The following is a 23,204-nucleotide window of genomic DNA, read 5'->3' as shown; positions in this document are numbered from 1 at the left end:
TGGAATAATAAAAGAAGAATACCTGGACTGCTATCAAATAGAAACTATCCAGGAGGCTACTTTGCTCTTAGAAGAAGTTGTCAAGCTCTACAATCAGGAAAGACCACACATGAGCATTGGGAACCTGACACCGGAAGAAATCCATCAAACCAATCAAAAAACAGAAAGGCTATGGAGAAACTATTACCCTAAAAAACGTACTCTTGTAAATCCATTACAGGACTAAATGAAACTGTAAATCTATACCAGTATTTAAACTCTAACCTGTAAACTTTTTTTAGGACGAGTCAGATCGGTGTTCTAGCTGAACCAGCAAATCCATGATCCAGGGGGTATGCACGATGTCCATCCCCGAAAGAAGAACAGATTCCTGAGCGGCTTCCAGATACTTGTAGTTTTCCAGGACATACTTCCCTACCAACTGATCCCTTAAAAGCGTATGCTCATCTCTGGCCAGTGCAAACACACCCACGTCGGTCATTCTGGCCTCCATCAGCAACAGGTCATATTTTGCCTGCACCATCATCGGGTCCAGCATCCCCATTTCACCATATTCCGGCACTGCTTCCAGCCATTGCTTAAATAGCGTAGAATAGGGTTCTGACACCAAATGTCTTTTCCCCTGCTTTAGCCTAGGCAGCGCCGAATTCAAAACCCCTGCCCAGGCCCGCTGTTCAATAAAAGCCTGTTGGGAGGAATCCAGCCCATCCTGTAGTGATGGAATTGCTTGGATCGCTTCATAATCTGCGGGAGCTTTTTGCAATAGACGAAGCAGGTATTCCTGCTTTTCTGCTTCAGGGATAATAAATTCAAGCTTGACAGATACCGACTCAGGCCGCTCGAACGACTTTTTATACAGTGCAGCGGTAAGGGAATCCTTCATCATCCGGCTGGGATCGGAAGTAACCATAAGCGGAGAAGCATTGAATACATCCTCTTCCAACAGCCTATCCAACGTAGCCTGAGCCTTAAAAAATTTCGAAGAAGGCCCTCCTATCAGTGTTGTACCCGTGTGGGTATCAAATCTGATCCGGACCTTATCCTTGGGAAAAACAGCCCAGTATCGGGCCAGGTAATGCTTTCCATCCCGCAGGCTGACATAGATGGGAGAGTCTGTCTCAGGGGCTGCCCATCGGTAGACACTGTAGTCCACATTGCCCTCAAAGAAATTCCCATGCTCCGCTACCAAGGGAACAATAATCCCCGGAGTAACTTCCTCATGCTCCTTCAGCAAGTGGTGCCAGTAGGTCAGCCATAGCGTATCGGGAGCATCGGCAGTTGGGATTTCCAGATGCAGCAATATGCCGTCTTCTTCCGACCTAGCACTAGGCTTGATCTCCAAAGTATCGGAGCGGGTCTCCCCGCCCCGATGCAAACCTGCCGAGGCAGGCAACCCGGAGTAATCAACCAAATCAGTCTCCGGAGGTGAATCAGCAACTTGTGCTGTCGTTCTGCTTCCATATAGGCATAGGAATGCCAGGAAGCATGTGAGTATGTTTTTTTTCATGCGTTTAGTAGTTAAGCTGGAAGACCGAAGACGGAAGAGTTGTGTCCGATGACCGATGTCTGGTGAGAGTACCGTCATTGCGAAGTGAGGTACGAGCCGCGGCAATCTCGATCTATGAAGAGCTTACCCCATGACTCTAAGCCAGACATACCTCTCCCACCCCGGTCATTTAACCCACTTCCGGTGAGCCCGTCAAACCAGCAATAATGAATAAGAAATAAACTGAAGTAATGGAGCTGATGATCCGCTGCAGCAGATGATCTCCATCATCGAGTAACGTCACTCCCTGATCTGTATGGATAGCCCGCCGTGGCGGGTCAATCAGAGAGAAAAAGTGCCTTGACCCTTAGATCGGATTCTTGGGCTTCAGAGGATACAGGCGATCTACCGCGGCGATGCCGAGTTCCTCTGGAAGATTATAATAGGTCCCGATAAAAATCGGGAGAGAACAAGATGACCCGCTTACCAACAGAGCATACTCTCCCATCCTGTGGATCCTACAGGCTACTGTCTGCAACAGAAAAGGAAGTAAATCAATCATGCTCGTTTTCATTAGAAATGAAAAATGGTAAAACGAGTCTTTTCTAGTTAAAAAGGAACTATGACGGGGCTCCTATCAACCGCATCGCAGGGTTCCGACACCTCATGAAACGGGATATCGATAGGTGCCCACAGTCATAGCTATGCAAATATAGCATAACAGGACTATGAGCAATTACCTACCGTCTCGTTCATGATAACAAAGGTCGGAATTTGCGATCGAGACTCTTTAGTAATTGCTTTTTTAATACTCCAAGAAATTAATTCTTAGAATTCTGATAACCTAAATTTCTAAAACTAATACTTATAAAACAAGAAAAAGTTTACTTTTTAGAGTAAACTTTTTAATCCCTTCGGGGATGAAAGAAATTGAATGCCTTACTTCTGCACAAGCAAAAAAAAGATTTCTTGATTTAATCAAAAAATGTGGTTTTTCACCTCTCGGAATTGAAACGCTTCTCGGATACAAAAGTGAAGGCAAATATGTGAGTGCCATTAGAAATGGCAACAAGCATGTCACTAATTCAATAATTTATAAAATCTTGGAAAAATTTGGTTTCAGTGAAGACGAGTTTAAAAATTTGAATCAAGATTTTGATGAATCTAAAATTAATTCAACCCTTGTTAAATTTGAAAAGGAGAATCATAGAGTAGATATTTCTAAATTCTATGAAACTGAAAACCAATCCACCGCAATTGTAAAGCAATTAATCAAAGAAGGATTTTTTCAAACAAAAAAAACGACCCCTGAAATTCTAACAAAATTTGAGCTGTTAGGTTTGACTTATACAAGCAATGATCTCTCAAGGGATCTCGCTAATATTGTGACTCAAAATATTCTTCTCGCAAGAAAAAAACCTAAGACCTTAAAAGATGGTAGTTTAGGAACGAAAATGGTAAATGAATATTGGGCACCATGAAAAGGCTATCAATCATAAAAGAAGATCTGGTGAAGCTAATATGACTAGAAGTGATCAATGAAGAAAGGGCAAGTTGCCTTAAGCAAAACTACTTCATTTCCAAGAAAGAGAAGAAATGGTTTGATCTAAATAAATTTGAATATACAATTAGAAACAATTAACGCTAAATATTTAAATTATTTCACGTAATTAACTTAGACTAAATAATGCTTTTTTTCTAAAATTATTTTATCATCCTTAATTAACCATTTGAAATTTATATTTTACATTTAATTTCCAGCATTGGTTTGCTTTAATTAAAGAGAATCTTTATTAAAAAACATCTAAGAATGATATTTTGGACTAACAATCTGTGTAGTAAATACTTTTGAAATTTATCCTAGGCGATAACTTCCATAGACATTAAAGACTCAACATGATCTATTGTAGCCAAATTAGTTACATCCATATTCAAATACAGCGAAATTCTTTCGGAAGTAATATAGTGAGCCCCTGTTCCTCGATACAAACGAGAAAAATCTTCCCAATTATTTAAAATAAAAGAAAGTAATAAGGTCGACACCTCGTTTGAACTACATTTAATAGCTATAATGCAGTCTGACAAGCAATATCTGGATCCTGATAATACTAGGCAAATCTTATTTCGGTCCGGATTACCAACACGTGGTATTAACACAGCAGGCCCTTCAATTGTGGAATTTGGATATTCTACAGTTTGCCTAATACATTCTATACTATTATGCCTTAAATTAGTTGTATGCACGAGTGGTGTTTTTCCTGGAAAGTCTTTAACTCTATGCATACTTAGCTTTCCCCTTAGAATTTTAAGTTCACTTATTTTGAATGTTGAACGCTCAAAATTTCGAATTTTTCTCTGTTTATGTTTATCATTAAGTGAAACAATTATAATATTAGGAGCACATCCCAAGAAATCCGCATTACTCGTTTCTTCTAAAATGGCTAAATAATATTTTTTCTCTAAAGCATTCCAGATTTTTCTATCTTTTTGAGAGTAGGCAACACTTAAAGGAAGAATTGCATAAAGTATGCCTGTGGGGCTTAAATATTTAAGAGCTTCTACTATAAACCTCATAGATGTACTCGTCGAAAACTCTAAACCATCAAGTGAGCATTTATTTAGGGTTCCTCCTAAGCACGAAAATGGAGGGTTCAAAAGTATTAAATCAAAATACCTTTCAGCCTTAAAAATTTTAGCTAAACTACATGATTTCCGGTTAAGAAAATCAGCTCTTGACAAATGCCAGTTTTTATGTCGTTTTCTAGTTTCATTAATTGCTAATTGAGATAAGTCGGAGCCATAGCAAATAATTTCTGGCCACCTTTTTTCAGCTGCTCTTAGCAATTGGCCGTCACCAACACAAAAGTCTGCAACATTTTTGACTTTATTGTCTAAATCTATGTAAGAAACAAGTTTGTCTGCCAAAACCTCTGGTGTATAGTAGGCGTCTGTCATCAGTTTTCAAGTATAAGTTTACTGATCTCACATTCTACAATATTGCCAATTCCTTCCGTTCTTTTAATTTTCTTTTTTGGATTGTCATAAACTAGCTCTACATTATATGGATATCTAATAGCAAAAAGCATCGCTCCTATTGCATGAGGCTTTGTGCCAATTGGAGCTAACTTAATCTTACGGGATGGATTTTTTTTATGTAGTTTTGATAAAAGCATGAAAATATCAACCATTGAATTAGCTGCTACAAACTTAACTTTTCGCCATGTGTCGGTTTCCTCTAATGGTCTCCGATTTCCCCAATATGCAACGTAAGGATATTCCAAACGAAATCCAGGCACTCCAATTATAGGTATAATATTCTCCCTAAGTGGCTGAACATTTTCGATCATATGGGTGAATCTGCCACCTTCAAAACCTAGAAGAGCCACAAGTAAAGTGTCATCCTCATCATTAGGTACAATTGTAGCAAAACCTGGTAATGGCTCTATTCCTTCAATTTTTTCAGATAGATCATTAAATACACTTTCAGCTTTAAATTGTTTTATATTATATGTAGACGGTTCTGCATATATTACGATTACATTTTTAGGAAAATCAATGCTTCCAAGATTATTTATTGCATTTTTTATTAGTGCAGCACATATTCTATTATCAAGCCCCGTAACATCAATATATAATGTTTCCGAAATTTTATTAGTTAATAATCCAAGAATTTGAGATGTGCTCCTAAGGGAAATATTCTGTCCATCATTTGCATCGCATATTGTTTCTTTATCTATTTCTTCTATACGAATAAAGTTAACGTCTGGGAAAAGTAATTTCAAATCATTTGGAAAAAGACTACGATCCTCTGGAGAATGTCCAAAAATATAGGTGCTTTGTTTAGCGAGTTTTATTTTTTCAACTTGGCTATAAATACGCGAATAGAGGTAGTCATTTTTCATTAAAATATACATCAAAAAGATTCATTTGATTAGGCAATGCTCCCATCGAATCAGGTTTAATATTTGATTTTTGAAGTATTTGAGGGATAGCAGTTTTTGGGTTATTAATTATATCGAGAATTTCAGCTGGACTAAAGATGATTTTTCGCTTCCTTCGATGACTATATTGAAAATATGCTGAGTAAAGAGGATGTATCATATAAATATAATCTCTCGTATTATAATCATCCCCCATCTTATTTCCTGGATATCTCACTAGCGCCAGATGCATAACCCCAGCTCTAATTAATTCTTCAAATTCTTCTGTGCTGAGCCCCGATTTTTCAATTTGAAATTGATTTTTCTCAGGCGCAGTTCTGCCCTCTCCTCTGGCCAAAACTTGAAAAATCCTTCCTAACCCAAGTAGAAGCTTAGTAAGTTGTGCGCCGTTTTTCCAAAGCCCTTCCAGCTCCATAAGATTTTTCTGGCCAGTATCTTGAGCAGCTAAGGTTTGATTTCTGGGGGAAATTTCCTTATCAAGCCCATTGTCATCCATTAAATGTTTTTCGTAAGCTCGATATACTAATTCCATCAAGTAACGGATATTTCCATTTGCTAATTTGGTATATGTACTCCAACCTGAATAGTATTTTTGAATTCCAGATTTTCCCCTTCCCCTTCTAATTTTAAAAAGCATCTCATATTTATAGTTCTCATATCTAACATCCCAATCTTTCATATTCTGCTCCCAGTCATCAACCCCCTGACGAATATCCATTTTATGATTGGACGACCAAAATGAAATGAAAAACAAATATAGCTTCGGTAGTGATTGAACTTTCTTTTGATAAAACTTGGGCAATGTTTCAAATTGTTTGACCTGCTGAGAGGTTTCAACTTCTAATAATTTTGCCTCATCTTCAATTGATATTCCTTTTAATGCTCTTTCAATGTCATAGATAGCATTATCTCCATCTTCGATAAGTTTCGCTATCCGCTGCTGACACACGTTTTTAGCGAAATCAGGGAATGTTGAATCATTTGCAGTAAGTTTTTTCTCAATATTAACCAAAACATAATCTGCCGGATCATGTAGTAATTCAGCGGGATTCAAGGTGTGTTTAACACGCCATCCCAATTCCCGAACACCAATTTTGAATGTGTAATTTTCCGAACTATGTTTCAGTAGAGTATTTATAATCTTTTGCTGATAGTCTTCAAAATTTTCATATTCATCTAATAAGATGAAAAAAGTTTTATCCTTAAATTGATTTAAAGCAGTTGCATATTCTGTTACTACCTTTATCGCATCCCCTGCCATAGAAAGCCTTGGAAGATTCCCATCAATTATATTATTAATCTGTGACTGGAAATTATACATTTCGATGTCAAATTTCTCTAGCAATACTTCCAAGCGGTCACAATCACCATCAATGTTTACGCAGTTCCCTATAAGTCGACATGCATGAGCTGAAAGATCTTCGTCTTCAGGTTGCAAATTTTTATGCCATTTTAAAAAAATTAGAATTTCACGGCAGATAAGGAGATTAAAATAGTGAGCGAAAACCCTCTCCCATTCCTTTTCTGTAATATTACCCCCTATAAATGCTCGTACATGATTAGTATTAACTCTATGATATATTCCTATGAAATTTGAATGGTCAAAAATATCGATGCTCTTATTATGGATAGAATATTGACCTTGATAAGACAATCCTCTCAAAGCAGTTGTTTTGCCTGTTCCGCGTCCTCCCTCTAATATACAAGGTCTATGATCTTGCAATGCTGTGAAATAATGAGGTTCTGCGAAAAGATCGAAAACCTTGGCCTTTAACCATTCAGCTCTGTAGCTCCCAAAAGATTCATTAAGCTTTTTTAAAATCTCTTTATTATTCATCTTTCGTAGTGTTTCCTCAGCAAGGGCGTCCAATTATCCGTTTTCCAATAAAAAAATGACGGGATCGCATCAGGCGCACCATGCTCAAAGGAGATTGCTAACCCCTGTCTATCAAATCCCTTTTCATCTCTAGTATCATCACCCTCAGTTGATGGAATACCTAGCAACTTACTTTTCGATAGTATAAGAGAAATGCCTTTACTAAATAATTCTGAATCATTTTTCCAACAGAAACATGTCTTATCAAAAAGATTATATTCAGGTCCTAAAACATGAGTTGCTGATAAATTTAAGGTAGGACAATGAGTTTTCATTACACTATTGCCCTTATAATTGACTATTAGAGGTGAATAAACTGCGCAATGTCCCGCACTATGAACATATTCTTTTAATGTTTTTCCATTACTAAGTTGATTCACATTCCACGCTTTATATACTTGTGATCCTGATCCAACAAAGTCATCAACAAATATTATAGGTGATTTAGGAGGAATTGATCTGATGTCTTGGTAACTAATGATTTTATCTTCAGGAATTAACAATTCATCGCGGAGCTTTCTTGTAAATAAATTACCGCTATCAGTTGGATGTTGACTTTCTCCAGGAATAAAACTATAGAAGCAACGGTCTTTGAAATTAGAATGCTCCCAGTCTGGAAAATAATCTAAAAAAAAATACCCTGAATTGGCGACTGAATTTGCTAGCATTTTATTTACCATCCTAGCCGGATAATGTACGAAAAAATCCAAAATAGAACACGCTATTACCTGCTCTTCCTCTTTACTAAAATTACTTAGCCATCCCTCATAATTTAGCTCCTCATCTAAAGGCCACGCCTGAATAGTTTGAAAAAACCGAGATCGCTGTAATGTTTCTTCGTATTGACGCGTATTGGAAGGCATAAAATCATCAGTTTTCTAATGAAACAAAACTAACAAAAATTGTGAGTATCTCATTATAATGATTAAGATACCAAACATCTTAATTTAGGTGTGGTCAGATTAATAATGGAACTGAGTGGGTTTTGAAATTGCACAGATTGGTACAGTCAAACACCTCGTGGTGACGGGGTTGGATTAGTAATTCTACCCTGATATCCATACCAATTTTCAATTGGTTTTTCTAACCCCACTAATCATCCATTTTCTGAATCTCTGTTTGAAATTCCATTTCAACCACACCTTTGAAGTTTTTCAAAGCTAACTTGTCAAAGAATTCCAAATATTCAATTTTTATACCTTCTGCCAATTCGGGATTGTCTCTCACCAATTCCCTATATTCGGTAGGATCATCAAACATCTCCATCACCTGTGGATAAATGGAGCACAAGGATCGGTCTCTGAGCGCTCGATTAATACTGAATTTTAAAAATTCTTTGGAGTCCTTTGTTGCCAAATACACTTTCATCTTAGTAATCATGCTATCCTCAAATTGCCATTCATTGTCATCTTGCGCTCCCTCATTATAATATTTTCTCGCACCCCAAAACAACCAAAGAGTATCCTTACTTAACCCATGACCGCTTTCAGCCATACGGGTGAAATATGAATATTGATGATTAGTCAACTTTTCTTTGGATAGAACAAACTCGCTACTTTTCTCTTTAAGGCGAAAAATCAATTCATTTTCAAACAGAAATGGAGGCAATGCATTTGAAAAAAGATCATTTATAAAATTGCCATATACAACCTTATCTTTCTTATAAAGAGAATCAGAAATGTAATTATGATAATTAGAGATTTTGGTCAGAAATCCCTCATAATCAAAACGAAACATGCCTTCTTTTTCTACAAACGTTCGTCCAAAAGAAAAAACCCATATTAGAACTTGTTCAAAGTGACGCCTATCTTTGGTAATATCTTCCTGCAGGAATCTCACCATCAATTCTTTATGCAGTCCGACATTAGCACATTGACTCATAAATTCCTGCATACCTCCTAAGGTCTTTGCTTGCTGATATTCTTTGTTAGAAAGATCATAATTTGAAAGTCTGTATCGGAAGTATATTTCAAAATACAGTGGGTAAGAAATTGAATTCTTTTGTTCTGGCCGTTTATATTCGCTACCATTAAAAAGTGACCTAAAAAGCCCATCGAGAATAGACACCTCTTCGTCACCAAATTCTAGTTTCTCTAGGTAAGTTTTAAAAACTGTTACATCTTCAGTTTTGTTTTTAACATCCTCCTGTTTAACCAAAAATGGAGAGTAAAATTGCTCATGAGTTGAAAGAAAGGATCTCTCAAACAAAAACTTATCAGATTGAGAATATATCAGTTCATAGATATCAGGAAAGCGAAATTTGATCAATTCCAGAAGCAGTAAACATTGGAAATCAACTTCCTTTCCAATCAAGTTATAGGCAATCTTAAAACTATTCAGAAAACGTACTACATCACGGTTTTGACGAAGTATTCCAACATAAGCCTTTTCATAGCGGTTTCTGAAACCATTGGGGATTATTGTATTTTCGAAGACATAGTAATGTTCTTCTGACAACATTTTCTTCAAACTTCCCTGTAAACCAACGAGCAAGTCATCCTTCTCATATTTGGGTAGAGGAATCTCCAATTGAAATATCTTATCCAAATAATTCTTTGCATTGCCGTTAAGTGTGCCAATTGCAGACTGTACATAGCCCTTGTCGTATCCAACCAAGTAAACCACATTAAAGAAATTTGCTGTATTGCGGATCAGTTTAAGTACTTCAATAATCTCAGGGGCATACAACCTATCCAAGTCATCAATAGTGATAATAACCTTGCGACCTGTAGCCTTCAGCATTTCGTTTATTTGTGCATATTCGGCTGAGCTCTGTGCAGAATCACTTCTTCTAAAAAAACCAAACCATTTAAACCACGACTGTGAGCGCCCATCAATTCCTGCCAATTTTCTTCCATAGCTATAAACTAGTGAAGACATTTTCATATCAATTGTAGCAACCTTGTCAGCCAGTAAATCAAAAAACTCCCGGCGGATCATATCAGGGTTTGCGACACTCCAAGGATCGAAAGAAATTGGTAGAACATTTTTATCTACCAAGGCAAGATTGATCAGGTTTAAAAAAGATGTTTTGCCACTTCCATATTGACCCAAAATTCCAATCGCAAAAGATTTTTTGTTATTTGTTCTTAGTATCAAACTTGCAATTTCTGTAGCCGCAATCTTTCGCTTGAAATGATCATTTTCGTATAGAATAACTGGATCGTCTTCAATAAAGCCTACTTTTGTTTCTGAAGGTGAAAGTGATTGATCTAGGTGCTCAAATAGAAAAAATAAAGGAATAGTAACCATGCCACTTAATGCTACAAGATCCCAATAAGCAAACATGGGTAGCAAAACGAGTTTGTTAAAATCCCAGTAATTATTCGCCTTCTGAAAGAGATAAAAAAGGATACCTAATGCAAACCCTCTACAAATAAATATAAGAGACTGCTCTTTTGCCAACCATCCTGAGACTATTAATAGTATAATTATGAAAAATAAATCTGCCCAAGCCCCTCCTTCAAAATAAGCAAACAAAGGACTTACAAGCAGCTTATCAAGCAGAATACTGACAGGAACTCTGAAAAACAAAAGAACTGCTGTGAGTAGTACACCACCAAGAATAGGGAATTTATTGAGCTTAAATTTCAAGTTTTTTTAGCTAAAGACATTACTTTATAAACATTCTTACCACAATATTACCATCTAAAATAGACCCCAAAGTTTAGACACTACCTGGAGATAATTTTATGAGCAAGGTATTTTTTACTAAACATCCCATACTTTACTTTCCCGGCTTATGCTTATGTGGCTTAAGGGACGGTGTGTTTCCAGGAGTATCTTTATTATCCCGTTGGCGCTTGTCTGGTTTTCCAGTTAAACTGCAATTCTCTTTGGCCCTGGTTTGATTCCATTTCTAGTGTTCATAATTAGTTGGTTTTGGTGAAACATGTATTGAATCTAACCGAAAAAATGACAGAAACTCCTAATTGACAAGACTTTGGACAGAAAATGTCGGAATATTTAACAATGATGAAACAAATCCCATTAACTAGTCAATAAGCCCCGCTTGGGTGTAGTCAAATCGTCATGGTTAATGGGTGGGATTTGAAATTCCACTCTAAGATTCTTATTAATTTGCAATTGGCCTGTCTATGTCAAAATCATCTATTAAAAGTAAATCAAGAATATCTAACCCGCTCCACTAACTATTTATTTTTTATTTAGAACAAAAACCTGATATAGAGCATTTGTAGAAAGGTTTATTCCATTAGCGGGCTCATATGTTTCATAAGTATAGTTCTCGCCTAAATACCTCAGAGTCTTATCGCTAGTCTTATCGTCGAACTCTTTGCCCTTAGTGATATTATTGAGCTCTTTGTTCAAATCATCCCAATACTTTTTATCTGCAGTTGAAAATGAAACGCTAGATAACTCACCAAAATTATTAACGTGAATCCAATGTTTTGGCTCATTATAGTCAAACATCTCCTCTGAAATGAACACCCCATTAAATTTTTTATTAAAAAAATTCATTTTCAATAACATCAGCAAAGAATCTTCTTTAGCCCTGTTTTCAAACAGCAGTTCTAGGTAATCTAAAGTAATAACAGCCTCCTTACTTGGTGGGACAATGATTTCAGTAATTTTTGTTTCCTGTGGCTGTGATTGGCAAGAAATGATAAAGGGACATAATATCCATCCTATCAAAAGCAAATAATATCTAGTCATATTTTATTTCAAAAATATTGTTAATATTCCCATGATTAAAAGTATCCCCCGTCTAATTGTAGTCAAATCATTAGGGTGACTGGGTGGGATTTGTAGTTCCACCCTGATATAATTACCAATTTGTAATTGGTAATATCGCTTTCTATCCATCATGCTGCCAACAATAACTACTCCCTGAATCTGCTTTTCGAGAACACCTGGATCCCGCTTTTGTAGTTGCTTTGCATTGGGAAGAAGTTGATTGAGCTGGCCTAGTTTCCTTGCTTGGTTCTGTTTTGCTCGATCCTGACGATAAAGGAAGAGGTTTCGTTTGACCTGTTTCCGTTGAGGAAGGTTTGCATACCAAGCAGGCGGTCAGTCCCTTCTTTTTGGCTGCTGCCAGATCTGAAGCCCAGCCTGTTTTGGCGTAGCGACAGGATTCTTTGTGATAATTCGCTCCTGTCTTAGTGATGAAAACGGTCTGCGCACTTAGCTGAGAAGCTAGTAGGAAGAATGCAATAAAGAGGAAAGATTGAAGTAGTCTCTTCGTCAAGGTTAGTTGGGTTGGTGGAACTAGGAACAACTTGTAAGCAAGAAACTGGTTTTTAAACTCAAAAAAAATACCCTGTATAGGGTATTTTTCATTAGTAATCTTCTGATTATCTTGTATTATGAAGATTTTTAATGGGGCATTTCTAATTTTTATATCTGTTTCATTGGCCTTAGGATCTTGTTCTGAAGACCAGAACCCTAGTATTCCAAAAGATCCGCTTATAGTAGAACGAGATAGTCTTCTTGGTATCTATGGAGATCATATTGATGCGAGAGAAATGGAATACCTGAAAGTATTTGAGTTGGGAAGCACAGATCACACTTATCTCTATGGTAAAACTGAGGGAAAATTCTGGCTGGGGTTATTTGCATCGCCAGTTCAAAAAACCGCTGAATACATTCTAGACCTAGACCCTCAATCATCTATTCAGAAAGTATTTTATAATCCTGTGGGCCACAGCTTTCTTACTACAGGATATGAATTGATTGAAATATTAGGATTTGATCCATCAGATAAGACTGAAGAAGCGCCGAATTCAAAAAGCATTATTAGAATAGTCTTGGATAATTTTGACCTTAAAAGCTCTACCTCATACTTACCATTAAACGAATTGACTATACTGGAATATGCAAGAAGGTGGAAGGGAGGGTTTCTGCTTGAGCACAGCGGTATAGTCAGCGAGTTTGGAAAAAGTAATACCCAATACCTGAGCACTGACTTATCAGAAAGTATTCTTTGGGACTGCAGAGCCCAGACCTACCCTCCTCTAGGTGTTTTATATTTTGATGTGGATTTCTATTTGACTGTTAGTGAGCATTCAGTTGGTGGATTTGACTATAGTAACTGTAAATCCTGGACTAAGAATATTTTGGATTTTTATGGAGAAGAAACCTGTCCTGGATGCACCTCCTCAATCAAGCTACTGAATCAGATAGATGATAGCATAACGGTCGAGGTGAATCTGAACGGGGAATTACGGAAAGTGATATTGATATATAGAACCGGAGAAGTGGTGAGTAGCGAGGTAGTAAAAGGATAAATACCTATTAACCAAATAAATATTAATAGAATCTTATAATCGCAAACTTGCACAAAGCTCAATTTTTATTCAATTTTTCCACATTCAGTTTCCCTCTTCAGAAGCTCGTAAAATTATTGTCAAACATAGCAGACTTCCTGATCTCCACATGAGTGTAACTGATTTATGATCAATCTACCCTCACCTCCCAAATAATCCCATCTATTCTTTCCGCTAAAAACTTTAAAGAAGACAAAATCTCCTCTACAGATGGTAAGTCACCATATACCAATCCGCTAAAATCTCTGGAATAAGTAGTCTCCAGTTCTTTCCATACCCCCTCTACATCCGCAAAAATCAATGCCTCTTTAGGATGATAGTTTAACCAAGCATTGTTACTTCTGTATCCTTCTACATCATCCCCGCCCACCCGATTGAGCATCTCTTCAAAATCCGAGGACAGTATAAAGGCTCTGAAATCTTCCTGTTCTAAAATTCTATGTAGATCATAGAGGTGACGAATTTTCATTTTCAGATCTGCAATGGGGTTTTCAGAATGACTAAAACGAACCAGACTCAGAATTTTTTCACACAAAGTCCTTCTGATGTCCAATACTTGGACAGTAAACGGCTTTAATTGATATTCTTCAACTAATGCACTCTGGCCAGCGCCCATCATCATCTCATAGATATAAGAATTTATTTCTTGCTTATGATACGGTTCATAATGACCAAGTGAGGAGGATTCTAAGATCACTTTATCTCTTACTTGGCCAAATTTCCCTGAAAAAAGTACCGGGTATTCATGAGCGGTTTTCCTTATCATTCCCAGTTTATTGGTTATACCCTTTATCTCCACTTCAGGCATGGTACCCTCCACCACGCTGGAGATAGCCTTCAATTTTTTCTTCAATTGATTCCCTGACTCTCCTGCTCTCTTGAGCACAACCAAATCTATATCCTCGGAAAACCGCTCTATCAAACCATAACATTTTGACAACGCTGTTCCTCCCTTGAAAACCACTTCTGAGCCAATCGAATCAGAAAATATAAGATGAAGGGCTCTGGTAACCCAATAGTCTTTTTCCACATAGATATCCAATATCCCCATCCGTTGTGCAGTAGCACGGACAGCTTCCATGAATAATTCGGGGTTTTCATGAAGATTCATACGATATTCCAGTTTTGTGCAGTAGATAAAACATCATCCACCCCAGGTAATTGATATTGTGTAATCGGGTTGAGAGATTTCCGGAGCGTATTCAAAAATTCAGTTCTTCCGAGTTGTTCCAGAATTGCTCCAAGTAACGCTCGACATGCTGGAGGATATTTCTGGGACAAACGTACTATCGTTTTGATTTCTGATTCTTCCATTACAAAAATCAATGCTATGAATCTGAAACAAGAACCAGAGATGGTAGTATCAGGGATTTTCTTCACATATCGCATTGCATCCAACAACTGAAGTAAGGGTATATTATCCTTGGTGATGGTATTTCGTTGTCGAATAAACGAAATCTTATATCTACCTCTCTTGAATGCAGGCCTCACCTCATTCTTCCCAATCTGGATGAGATTGCTTACCTGAGTGGTTAATCCCAGTTGATTATAAACACTGTATCCAGTAAGATACCCAATGACTTTTCCTTCATCCTCTAACAGATCTTTTACAATTTGAAACTGAGGAGGGGCCAATTCTCCAAAAGTTGTTTTCTCGGGCTTAAAATACTTTCCTTTGGAAAGCTTGTTAATCTTCCCAGACAAGGCCATCCTATTCAAAGCTTTGATCACTGCTTCCTTACTTTTCACCTCTCCCATAAAATCAGCATAGGTGAACACATAACCCTTAGGTAGTCTATCTATGCTATTCGCTATGTAATCAGTGATTTTCATGAATTTTGTAGGTTCTCAAAAATACAAAAATGTCCAGTTTTTTAATTAAAAAACTGGACATTTTTGCTCATTTTTAAAAAGAAAAAACTTTTCTGGAACTTTTTTAGTAGTGATCGCCTTATCCGAACGGTTATAACCGTTCGGATAAGGCGATCACTAGCTTCCATAGGATGCTGATCAAAGATCAGCATCCTTATATAAACAGTATTTTCCTTCAAATAACAACCTACCATTTTATCTTTTTGTTCATTATCAATTCAGTAAAAGGGATACTGAAATATTGCCTTAAGTGATTTTACAATAACCCCTTAGTCTATCTTCCATTCCTAACCGGTTGCATTTGATCTAGCAATTTTTCTGCTGAATCGAAATCAAAGTACTTCTGCTTCAAAAGCCTGATTTGATACGAAATGGGCAAGTATGCCGCCCACTTGGAAAAGCTCATAATACTAGGACTGGATTCCACTTTTTGTTGAATCTTTAGATCCAGCTCTACTTGTGAATCCTTCCAACTACCCCAACGTGCGTTAAACTCTTCATCGGAAACTTTAATTTCCAGTGCACTTTTCTGTTCTTCCACAAGATTTACAATTCCCACCATGTCAAATAAGAACTGAATGGTTCTATTAATCCGACTTCCTGTAAAGGTGAAAAACTCTAGCTTTTTTTCTGATACTTTCAAGGGTCTCTGGGAGGTTTGATCTATTATATCAAAGACGGAAAAGTCCTTCCTGAGTACGTTTAATTCAATAGCGCTTGGCTCATCCAGAAAATCATAGGATTCCGTTGAATAAAGTATCTCAAACATTTTCTCCCGGACTTTCGGATGTATGGCACCAGCCCCGCCAAAAAAGATCGGCTTTTTGCCATCATTTGCAGGGATGACTTCTACACGCTTTGCCTGCTCATCCACAAATTTGATTTTCCAGATACGGGCTGCCAGAAGAATATTTTCATTTTCAACCAACTGTGGTGAATAGGGCACCTCGCCGATATTGTTGCCCGCATTCACCACCTTAAAATTATCCTCGGATTGAAACATGCTGTAAAAATTCCGGCTATTGACCAGCTTTTCGCCCTCCACTCCAATAATCACTTCCTGCCTAAGCTTTTCCAATAAATCAATTTCGATCAAATGATCAATGATTTCCTTTATCTCACTCCCTTTGATGTGTTTGAAAGTGGAATTTGTTCCAAGCTGATCAATTAATTCCGCAATGGGTAACCCAGAATGCCCTTTGGTAATCGACAATGCCTGATGCAGCAAAATATCGAACGGTTTCTCCGTGACTTGGGACGGCTCTATAAATCCTTCTCTGTACAACAACCAGCATGCAATAGACTGCAGTAAACTCCAGGGTTCAGTAGCATACAGAAACAGATTACTCTGTTGATCGTCTTTCCTGCCACTTCTTCCTACCCGCTGGATCAGGGATGCAATACTATGGGTGGAATCTATCTGCACCACTTCATCCACTGAACCGATGTCAATACCCAACTCAAGCGTAGAAGTACAGGAAATACAGAAGTTCTGATAGGTGTTATTCTTGGCAAAGTATTCTACATATTCCCTTACCTGCCTGTCCACAGAGGAGTGGTGAGAAAAGTAATTTGGGTGACCCTTGACCCTGTCGGAGATTTTCTTCAGTTTGACGGCAACCTCCTCTGCCCTACCTCTACTGTTGGGAAAAATCAAAACTTTCGAATCCTTGGTCTCTTTGTACAAATCCTTCAACAACTCAAGAGGCAACTCTTCTCCATCGGCTTTGAAAAAACGAAAGACTGCATTTATTTCTTTAGGGGTTCTATCTATCAGAATCTTAGTATGACCCACATCTCCCGTGAAGGATTTAACTTCCAAAAATTTATTCGATTCACTCATAGTAGCAGACAATCCTACAAGTGAAAATCTTGAACTGTTTACTTGCTGGAGTCTTGAAAGAATTGACTGGAGCTGTATACCTCTATCGGTTCCAATAAAAGAATGGATCTCATCAATTACCACATATCTAAGATCAGAAAAAAGTGCCTTTACCTGATAAGGACGATTGACAAACATGGCTTCCAAAGACTCGGGCGTGATAAGTATAATACCACTAGGGTCTTTAACCAGTTTTTCCTTGACAGTTCTGTTAGCTTCACCGTGCCATTTGGTGACTTTTACATCCAGGTATTTGCAGAGGTCTTCCACCCTAGCGAACTGATCATTGATCAAGGCTATAAGAGGTGAAATATAAAGCACCTGAACTCCCTTATCCATAAAATTAACCTTGGAGAGAATCGGGAGAAAAGCTGCCTCTGTCTTTCCTGAGGCTGTTCTTGAGACCAGGATGTAATTATCTTCTGTGCCCAAGATCTTCGTGATAGCGGCATTCTGGATTGGCCGAAGACTTTCCCAGCCCTTGTCCCTAATAAATCTTCGAATAGGCTCTGAGAGCATTTGATAACTCATTACAATTCCTCTATCCCGTCAAGTCCCGATTCATCCGGCCTTTCGTCGGATACTTCTATTTCGCCGAAAAGATTGCTCTTATCGACATCGGGGTTTTGTCTGATGATATTGAGGATATTTAAGAAATCCCGAATGACCTCACGCGGGGTTAGGAATTCAGATGCACCAGGTTGATTGAACAGTTCTTCCATAAACTGCTGGATCTCGTCATCAGAAATATCTATGTGCGTCTTATAATTGAAATCAAAAATCTCTTTTAGCTTCTTAAGCAGTACAAATATTTCATTGTGGTCCAAAGGAAGAAGCTTAATCACTGGCTGTGCAAAATCCCTGATCTCAGCAGTTTCAAATTTATTGGTTGACAGCCTGGTTTTAAGCGCATCATAACTGAAAAAACCTCTCCTCGGGTTTTCAAGAACTTCTTTTGTTCCTGCAAAATTGATAAACAGGTTTCCTACTTTTCCCTGAAAACAGTCGTTGTAAATACTAAGGATTTTCTCGTAGTTTTTTTCTCTCATGGTAGAGGTAGAAATCTTATAGAGATTGATCGCCTCATCCAGATTGATCATAAACCCACTGTACCCCATGCTGACAAAGAGCTTGCAAAAATTCTTCAGCATGTCATAATAATTCAGGTCATTTATCACCTCACGAACTCCTAGGTCCTGACGAGCTTCTGTTTTGGTCTTGTATTCACCCTTAAGCCACTTGAGGGCATTTCTTCTCAGGCTCTCCTCATCTTTGATATATCCCTCATAATATTTCATCACCACAGTCCCAAAATCAAATCCACCAACCTCAGTGATCTCATTGATCGTTTTCATGATGTTGTTTTGAATCAGCATCAAATACTTTTCATCCCTTATCTCGGTTAAAAGAATAGCATTGTCTTCTGCTGTCTTAGTGATGATCTGCTCAATCCATTTTTCCAGAAGTGTAGGCAATGCCCCGCCTTCAGGCTTTGTCTGGATTGCTATGTTATCCATAATAGCCGCATACAAGGCTACTCCCTTTCCGTCATTTGAGTACAACCTATTGTCGGGAGTAAAATCAGCATTAGCTACAACAAACTTTTGTTTTAAAGCAACCGTATTCAAAAGATGGAGCATAAAGGACTTCCCGGATCCAAAATCACCAATCCAGAATTTGACCATGCTATGGCCATTTTTCACTTCTTCCAACGCAGTGACCATGGCATTGATCTCGGAAGATCTACCTACAGTAATATGTTGAACTCCTATTTTTGGGACGACTCCTCCTATAAGAGAATTGATAATAGAGGTGGCTTCTTTTGGTTTAATGTTCATAGTTATTTGTTCGTAATGGTCTGAAAATACATCGCTTCAATCGTATAAAAATCTTCTTCCTCCTCAATCAAAACATCATCTAGCAATTCATAGCAAGCCTCATTTATGCTATCGATAAGTTGGTTCCGAAAGACCCCGTTTGCTTTGGCAAAAGAGTCAATTTCACTAACCGGGATTGAAAAATTATTCTTTGAGAATAATTCCAAAGCTGAATAATGTATTGGTTTAAATTCAATTTCGTCCAAGAACGGGGATTCAGATACTTCTTCTTTCACTGAGGTGATGTGGATTTCTATTTCTTCATTAAAAGAATCCATATCATTTTCTTTCTTCTCGCCATCTTCTTCCTCATCATTTAAAAACTCATTGAGCAACTCCACAGTACCCGCATGCTGCTGCCTTACCTCTTCAATTGAATTTCTATCCAACTTAATCCTTTTCCTTTTAACAGCATAAAGCTCGGAGATAGCCGAGATAGCTTTATCCAAGTTCTGATACTTCAAAAAATCATTAACAATGACCTCGAACTGCTCTACCTGTTCCTGAGACTTAAAAAGGTTTTTCTGTATGGTTTTCGCGAGCCTTTTATTATCAAATTTGGCAGATTGGAGATCGTAATGAAGGTAATGTATATATAGGATCAGGGATGATTCTTTGTGTTTAGAGGCTATGTATTTTGATGCTTCAAAGAATATATTTTCAATCGAAGGATTCTTCGCATTGAGGTCACCTAGTCTCTTTATATCTTCTACAAACCTCTTCTCATCCCCTAAAAAATTATCGCAAATGCTTTGGAACTCATCTTTCCATCTACTGGTATTGAGTGCATTGAGTTCTTTTTGGGTTGCCTCATCCGGTTCAGGAATCTTCACAATAAGCTTATTAATCACATTCGAAAACGGAACGGATATCTTTGCCTTAAAATGCTCGGTAATTAAAGGTTCAGCATATCGAATTTCAGCACTTAACTTTCTCTTGTGACCGTAATGCTCCCTTACAGCATTCTCACATAGTTTAAAAATTGTAGAATATAATTCATCAGAGGTGTTTTTTACACTCATCTTATAATTCGCGCTTCCATTTCGATATCCAAAAATCTTCCTGGCAATCAAGTCGGAAACAATTAGAAATTCATTCTCCAAAGTGGACCCGGATTTTTCACATTGTTTAGCGAAAGCAGCTATAGTGTCTAGGTAAAGTCGTATCACCTGAAAATAACAGAATTCTACTCCACAGAAATTAGTGGTGGATTCCCACAGCTTGTTAAGAAGCTTTACTTCTTCCTCATTTAGCCCGAGTTTCTCTTTGTACTTGCTCCCAACCTTCCAATAGATATAGTCAGGTTCAGCCTCATAATAAAATTCGTCAGCAGGCTTTATTTCTATTTTCTGGCTTGTAAAATTTCCCGCAAACCCTGATTGTATTCCTAATTCTTTCTTGATGTCATTTAGGAACCGAACACCATATGACCTGGTCTTATAGTAGTTATTGCCCAAGCTAATGATTTGAGATTCAAGCAAGTTGAAGTTTTGATGATTTCTGTAGTCATCCAATAAATCAAAAAGTAATACAAAGGCGTAATTGGTATTTCCCAGGAGATCCAGAGAAGTACCATTTAAAAACTTCTGTTTAAAATGATAATAGAATATCTTTTGCTCTGAAGTTGCAGAGTTTAAATCGGATTTTGAATAAATATATTTATGGTTCCAAGTAGGAACCTGCATGAAACCTCGCTTATCATTTTTTGGTACCGGAGAAGGGCTTTCATTTGTAACGTCAATGATAGAGTCATCTCCAGATTTCACGCTATTAATCAATTGACTATCAATCAACTTCCTCAAAGAAGGAGAAAGAGTTCTTAATAGGGTATTTTCACTTACTTCAACCTTCCTCTCTTTATCAATATTGAATTCTGGATAGGAGTTTTGAAAATTTTTAATACTTTTTTGGATTCGCTTTTCTCGCATCCTTCTGGTGATTTCCAAAATAAGAAATAGAGCAAAAAATATAATCAATACCCCTGCAAATGGGTAAGACTCTTTCTCTTCCATCACAGGCACTTCTTCAACAGGATCAGGAGCTACAGGCTCTACAAACCTTACAAATTTGCTTGAGATGTATCCGACCTTTTCTTCAAATTCAATTTTATACCAGTTAGCATTTGACTTATCCAACACTTTAACCTGATCACCAGACTTTGCCACACCTATAGGCTCATTACTTGTTCCTATTCCTGATCTTACAAATACATCACTGGTGACTTCGTAGATTTCCGAAGCAACCACCCTGGTATTGAAAAAGAGAATCAGTAAAAAAATCAGAGTATTAATAAGGACCTTCATTTGAAATAATGGGATTAAACTATGTTTCAATACTTAGACCAGCGAATACTTAAGATCATGATATCCCATAAAATTTTACTATCCTGCTAATAAAAGAAAATTCTCAATTCCAAAAATACCCTATACAGGGTATTTAGGTGTCTTTTAATTTTAGTAAAATGGTAAAAAAATCAAAACTATGGAGGATCACTTTTTTGTCATTGATGTAGAAACTGCCAATCTGGACAATTCAAGCATTTGCCAAATTGGGCTTGCAGAGTATCAAGGGACTGAATTAATCTCTACTTGGGAATCTTTAGTGAATCCTGATCAATACTTTGATCCATATTTAAGCAGATTACATGGAATTACATTTGAACAAGTTATAGAGAAACCTCTATTTAAGGATTTGTCCAACGATATTGCCATGAAAGTTGAAGGTCGTCGATTGTTTTATCATATGCCGTTCGATAAGAATGCCATTAATAGAGCGTGTGAAAGATATGGTATGGAAATTTGGAAACCAAGATGGATGGACTCTGCCAGATTAGTGAGAAGAGCGTGGAGCGAATTTGCTCAATCTGGGTATGCACTGGGAAAAATCACAAAACATTTGGGCATTGAGTACATAGCGCATAATGCGCTACAAGATGCAATCGCTACAGGAAAAGTAATAAATGGAGCGATACTTCACTCTGCAATCTCCCTTCCCGAATGGGACGAGAGAATCTTGCAATCCACAAATCCATTTTACTCAACTACCAGAAAGGAAATAAGCTATAAATCAGAAGGCAATCCTGAAGGCTTGTTGCATGGAGAATCAGTTGTGTTTACAGGTACTTTAAGCCAACCCAGATCTGTTTATGCACAATTTGCCTCCGAATCAGGCTGTAAAGTACAAGATGGAGTAACCAAAGAGACAACAATTTTGGTAATTGGCTGGCAAGACTCATACAGATTAGCTGGATATGAAAAAAGTTCTAAACATCGAAGAGCTGAAAAACTAGCTGAGGCAGGTCAGGGAATACGTATCCTCAGTGAGGAAGATTTTTTGGCAATTACATCAGTTTAAGCCCAAAATATAACTGCACATACACAATAAACCTAACGATTCTGATTTCTCATAGCAGCAATAACGGCTTCAGTTCTTCGGTCGGCATACATTCTATTTAGTGAAGTAACAGCCCATATTGTGGCAGGAATCCATCCAATTATTGTGATTTGAAGAATCAGACATAGGATACCAGCTCCTATTTTACCTTGAAACATCAGAGAAAGCCAAGGAAGTAGAAAGGCAATTACATAACGCATAGTATGTGGTTGAATTAAAAATATGTTCTGCAAAACTATCGTATTAATTAAAAAGTCAAATTCCTTGTCAGGGTATTTTTGGTAAAAAGCCTGGAAATGTATATAACTTGACTTCTGCTTGGAATGCTCTATTAAAAAAGACCAGCAGCCAACGAGAGCGAGAAATAAGACCAGAACTTCATAAACCTGATCAAAAATGAAAAGAGTAATTTTTAAAAAAATAAGGGCTTTTAAAAATTAAATTACTCTAAGTTCTTGAATTTTAAATATCTTCTCAGAAGTAAAATATAGAATATTGGGAATAGGATCAAGAACCCAGGTGACATTGCTTCTGAATACGCAGATACAAAATAGATATATAGAAAAAATAACCAAAAGATAGGTGCCCCAACT

Annotated in this window: 19 protein-coding genes; 4 read left to right on the top strand and 15 right to left on the bottom strand. The window is 37.4% G+C overall.

All coding sequences use genetic code 11. From position 1 onward, the window contains the following. Positions 1 to 226 (top strand): integrase core domain-containing protein (locus BM291_RS16720; protein ID WP_139229123.1); only part of this gene is annotated, 226 nt, incomplete at its 5' end. A 51-nt stretch (positions 227 to 277) separates the two neighbouring features. Here BM291_RS16720 and BM291_RS16715 read toward each other — a convergent pair. Then, complete coding sequence (locus BM291_RS16715) at positions 278 to 1,342, bottom strand: hypothetical protein (protein WP_139229122.1); 1,065 nt, start codon at positions 1,340 to 1,342, stop codon at positions 278 to 280. A 511-nt stretch (positions 1,343 to 1,853) separates the two neighbouring features. Next, the gene (locus BM291_RS21955) at positions 1,854 to 2,060 is read right to left on the bottom strand and encodes a hypothetical protein (RefSeq protein WP_139229121.1); all 207 of its coding nucleotides are present in this window, start codon (positions 2,058 to 2,060) and stop codon (positions 1,854 to 1,856) included. Between the two features lie 346 nt (positions 2,061 to 2,406). Here BM291_RS21955 and BM291_RS16710 point away from each other — a divergent pair, with 346 nt between their 5' ends. Then, the gene (locus BM291_RS16710; RefSeq protein ID WP_092899522.1) at positions 2,407 to 2,967 is read left to right on the top strand and encodes a hypothetical protein; all 561 of its coding nucleotides are present in this window, start codon (positions 2,407 to 2,409) and stop codon (positions 2,965 to 2,967) included. Between the two features lie 379 nt (positions 2,968 to 3,346). Here the strand turns inward: BM291_RS16710 and BM291_RS16705 are convergent, their stop codons facing one another. From BM291_RS16705 to BM291_RS16675, 7 genes are all read right to left on the bottom strand, one after another. Next, entirely contained in the window at positions 3,347 to 4,441 is a 1,095-nt protein-coding gene (locus BM291_RS16705) for a methyltransferase (RefSeq protein WP_092899520.1), read from the bottom strand. After that, a complete protein-coding gene (locus tag BM291_RS16700) occupies positions 4,441 to 5,388 on the bottom strand; it encodes a hypothetical protein (RefSeq protein ID WP_139229120.1) in 948 nt (315 codons plus the stop codon). The genes BM291_RS16705 and BM291_RS16700 overlap by 1 nt, the downstream gene beginning before the upstream one ends. After that, the gene (locus BM291_RS16695; protein ID WP_092899517.1) at positions 5,378 to 7,264 is read right to left on the bottom strand and encodes an ORC-CDC6 family AAA ATPase; all 1,887 of its coding nucleotides are present in this window, start codon (positions 7,262 to 7,264) and stop codon (positions 5,378 to 5,380) included. Before BM291_RS16695 ends, BM291_RS16700 begins: the two co-directional genes overlap by 11 nt. Next, complete coding sequence (locus BM291_RS16690) at positions 7,261 to 8,166, bottom strand: phosphoribosyltransferase-like protein (RefSeq protein ID WP_092899515.1); 906 nt, start codon at positions 8,164 to 8,166, stop codon at positions 7,261 to 7,263. Before BM291_RS16690 ends, BM291_RS16695 begins: the two co-directional genes overlap by 4 nt. Positions 8,167 to 8,395: 229 nt before the next feature. Next, positions 8,396 to 10,897 (bottom strand): KAP family P-loop NTPase fold protein, encoded by a 2,502-nt coding sequence (locus tag BM291_RS16685; protein ID WP_092899513.1) that lies wholly within the window; start codon positions 10,895 to 10,897, stop codon positions 8,396 to 8,398. 561 nt (positions 10,898 to 11,458) lie between these two features. Then, on the bottom strand, positions 11,459 to 11,977 hold the full coding sequence (locus BM291_RS16680; protein ID WP_092899511.1) for a hypothetical protein: 519 nt from the start codon (positions 11,975 to 11,977) through the stop codon (positions 11,459 to 11,461). Positions 11,978 to 12,119: 142 nt separating this feature from the next. Further along, complete coding sequence (locus tag BM291_RS16675) at positions 12,120 to 12,509, bottom strand: DUF5763 domain-containing protein (protein ID WP_139229119.1); 390 nt, start codon at positions 12,507 to 12,509, stop codon at positions 12,120 to 12,122. Positions 12,510 to 12,627: 118 nt separating this feature from the next. Here BM291_RS16675 and BM291_RS16670 point away from each other — a divergent pair, with 118 nt between their 5' ends. Beyond that, positions 12,628 to 13,548, top strand: coding sequence for a hypothetical protein (locus BM291_RS16670; protein ID WP_092899507.1), 921 nt, complete (start codon positions 12,628 to 12,630; stop codon positions 13,546 to 13,548). A 169-nt stretch (positions 13,549 to 13,717) separates the two neighbouring features. On the opposite strand, the gene BM291_RS16665 is transcribed toward BM291_RS16670, so the two are convergent. From BM291_RS16665 to BM291_RS16640, 5 genes are all read right to left on the bottom strand, one after another. After that, on the bottom strand, positions 13,718 to 14,698 hold the full coding sequence (locus BM291_RS16665; protein ID WP_092899505.1) for a nucleotidyl transferase AbiEii/AbiGii toxin family protein: 981 nt from the start codon (positions 14,696 to 14,698) through the stop codon (positions 13,718 to 13,720). Then, a complete protein-coding gene (locus BM291_RS16660; RefSeq protein WP_092899503.1) occupies positions 14,695 to 15,420 on the bottom strand; it encodes a DUF6088 family protein in 726 nt (241 codons plus the stop codon). Before BM291_RS16660 ends, BM291_RS16665 begins: the two co-directional genes overlap by 4 nt. A gap of 313 nt (positions 15,421 to 15,733) precedes the next feature. Further along, positions 15,734 to 17,872: a DEAD/DEAH box helicase gene (locus BM291_RS16650; protein ID WP_092899499.1), complete on the bottom strand. Its 2,139-nt coding sequence runs from the start codon at positions 17,870 to 17,872 to the stop codon at positions 15,734 to 15,736. Continuing rightward, positions 17,872 to 19,179, bottom strand: coding sequence for an ATP-binding protein (locus BM291_RS16645; RefSeq protein ID WP_217647334.1), 1,308 nt, complete (start codon positions 19,177 to 19,179; stop codon positions 17,872 to 17,874). The genes BM291_RS16650 and BM291_RS16645 overlap by 1 nt, the downstream gene beginning before the upstream one ends. Positions 19,180 to 19,181: 2 nt before the next feature. Next, the gene (locus tag BM291_RS16640; RefSeq protein ID WP_092899495.1) at positions 19,182 to 21,521 is read right to left on the bottom strand and encodes a tellurite resistance TerB C-terminal domain-containing protein; all 2,340 of its coding nucleotides are present in this window, start codon (positions 21,519 to 21,521) and stop codon (positions 19,182 to 19,184) included. A gap of 178 nt (positions 21,522 to 21,699) precedes the next feature. Here BM291_RS16640 and BM291_RS16635 point away from each other — a divergent pair, with 178 nt between their 5' ends. Next, entirely contained in the window at positions 21,700 to 22,572 is an 873-nt protein-coding gene (locus tag BM291_RS16635) for an exonuclease domain-containing protein (RefSeq protein ID WP_092899493.1), read from the top strand. Positions 22,573 to 22,604: 32 nt separating this feature from the next. Here the strand turns inward: BM291_RS16635 and BM291_RS16630 are convergent, their stop codons facing one another. Beyond that, positions 22,605 to 22,811 (bottom strand): YqaE/Pmp3 family membrane protein, encoded by a 207-nt coding sequence (locus tag BM291_RS16630; protein ID WP_092899491.1) that lies wholly within the window; start codon positions 22,809 to 22,811, stop codon positions 22,605 to 22,607. Positions 22,812 to 23,204: the final 393 nt, after the last annotated feature.

The sequence above is a fragment of the Algoriphagus aquimarinus genome (assembly GCF_900112005.1).
Lineage (GTDB): Bacteria > Bacteroidota > Bacteroidia > Cytophagales > Cyclobacteriaceae > Algoriphagus > Algoriphagus aquimarinus.
Note: the sequence above shows the minus strand (reverse complement) of the source record. Positions and strands in the feature narration are given on the sequence as shown.

What these genes read in the sequence shown, in the direction of transcription:
- BM291_RS16670 (WP_092899507.1), top strand. Translation starts at nt 12,628, where the DNA reads ATGAAGATTTTTAATGGGGCATTTCTAATTTTTATATCTGTTTCATTG.
- BM291_RS16680 (WP_092899511.1), bottom strand. Translation starts at nt 11,977, where the DNA reads ATGACTAGATATTATTTGCTTTTGATAGGATGGATATTATGTCCCTTT.
- BM291_RS16635 (WP_092899493.1), top strand. Translation starts at nt 21,700, where the DNA reads ATGGAGGATCACTTTTTTGTCATTGATGTAGAAACTGCCAATCTGGAC.
- BM291_RS21955 (WP_139229121.1), bottom strand. Translation starts at nt 2,060, where the DNA reads ATGAAAACGAGCATGATTGATTTACTTCCTTTTCTGTTGCAGACAGTA.
- BM291_RS16690 (WP_092899515.1), bottom strand. Translation starts at nt 8,166, where the DNA reads ATGCCTTCCAATACGCGTCAATACGAAGAAACATTACAGCGATCTCGG.
- BM291_RS16665 (WP_092899505.1), bottom strand. Translation starts at nt 14,698, where the DNA reads ATGAATCTTCATGAAAACCCCGAATTATTCATGGAAGCTGTCCGTGCT.
- BM291_RS16650 (WP_092899499.1), bottom strand. Translation starts at nt 17,872, where the DNA reads ATGAGTTATCAAATGCTCTCAGAGCCTATTCGAAGATTTATTAGGGAC.
- BM291_RS16630 (WP_092899491.1), bottom strand. Translation starts at nt 22,811, where the DNA reads ATGCGTTATGTAATTGCCTTTCTACTTCCTTGGCTTTCTCTGATGTTT.
- BM291_RS16660 (WP_092899503.1), bottom strand. Translation starts at nt 15,420, where the DNA reads ATGAAAATCACTGATTACATAGCGAATAGCATAGATAGACTACCTAAG.
- BM291_RS16705 (WP_092899520.1), bottom strand. Translation starts at nt 4,441, where the DNA reads ATGACAGACGCCTACTATACACCAGAGGTTTTGGCAGACAAACTTGTT.
- BM291_RS16710 (WP_092899522.1), top strand. Translation starts at nt 2,407, where the DNA reads ATGAAAGAAATTGAATGCCTTACTTCTGCACAAGCAAAAAAAAGATTT.
- BM291_RS16700 (WP_139229120.1), bottom strand. Translation starts at nt 5,388, where the DNA reads ATGAAAAATGACTACCTCTATTCGCGTATTTATAGCCAAGTTGAAAAA.
- BM291_RS16645 (WP_217647334.1), bottom strand. Translation starts at nt 19,179, where the DNA reads ATGAACATTAAACCAAAAGAAGCCACCTCTATTATCAATTCTCTTATA.
- BM291_RS16640 (WP_092899495.1), bottom strand. Translation starts at nt 21,521, where the DNA reads ATGAAGGTCCTTATTAATACTCTGATTTTTTTACTGATTCTCTTTTTC.
- BM291_RS16695 (WP_092899517.1), bottom strand. Translation starts at nt 7,264, where the DNA reads ATGAATAATAAAGAGATTTTAAAAAAGCTTAATGAATCTTTTGGGAGC.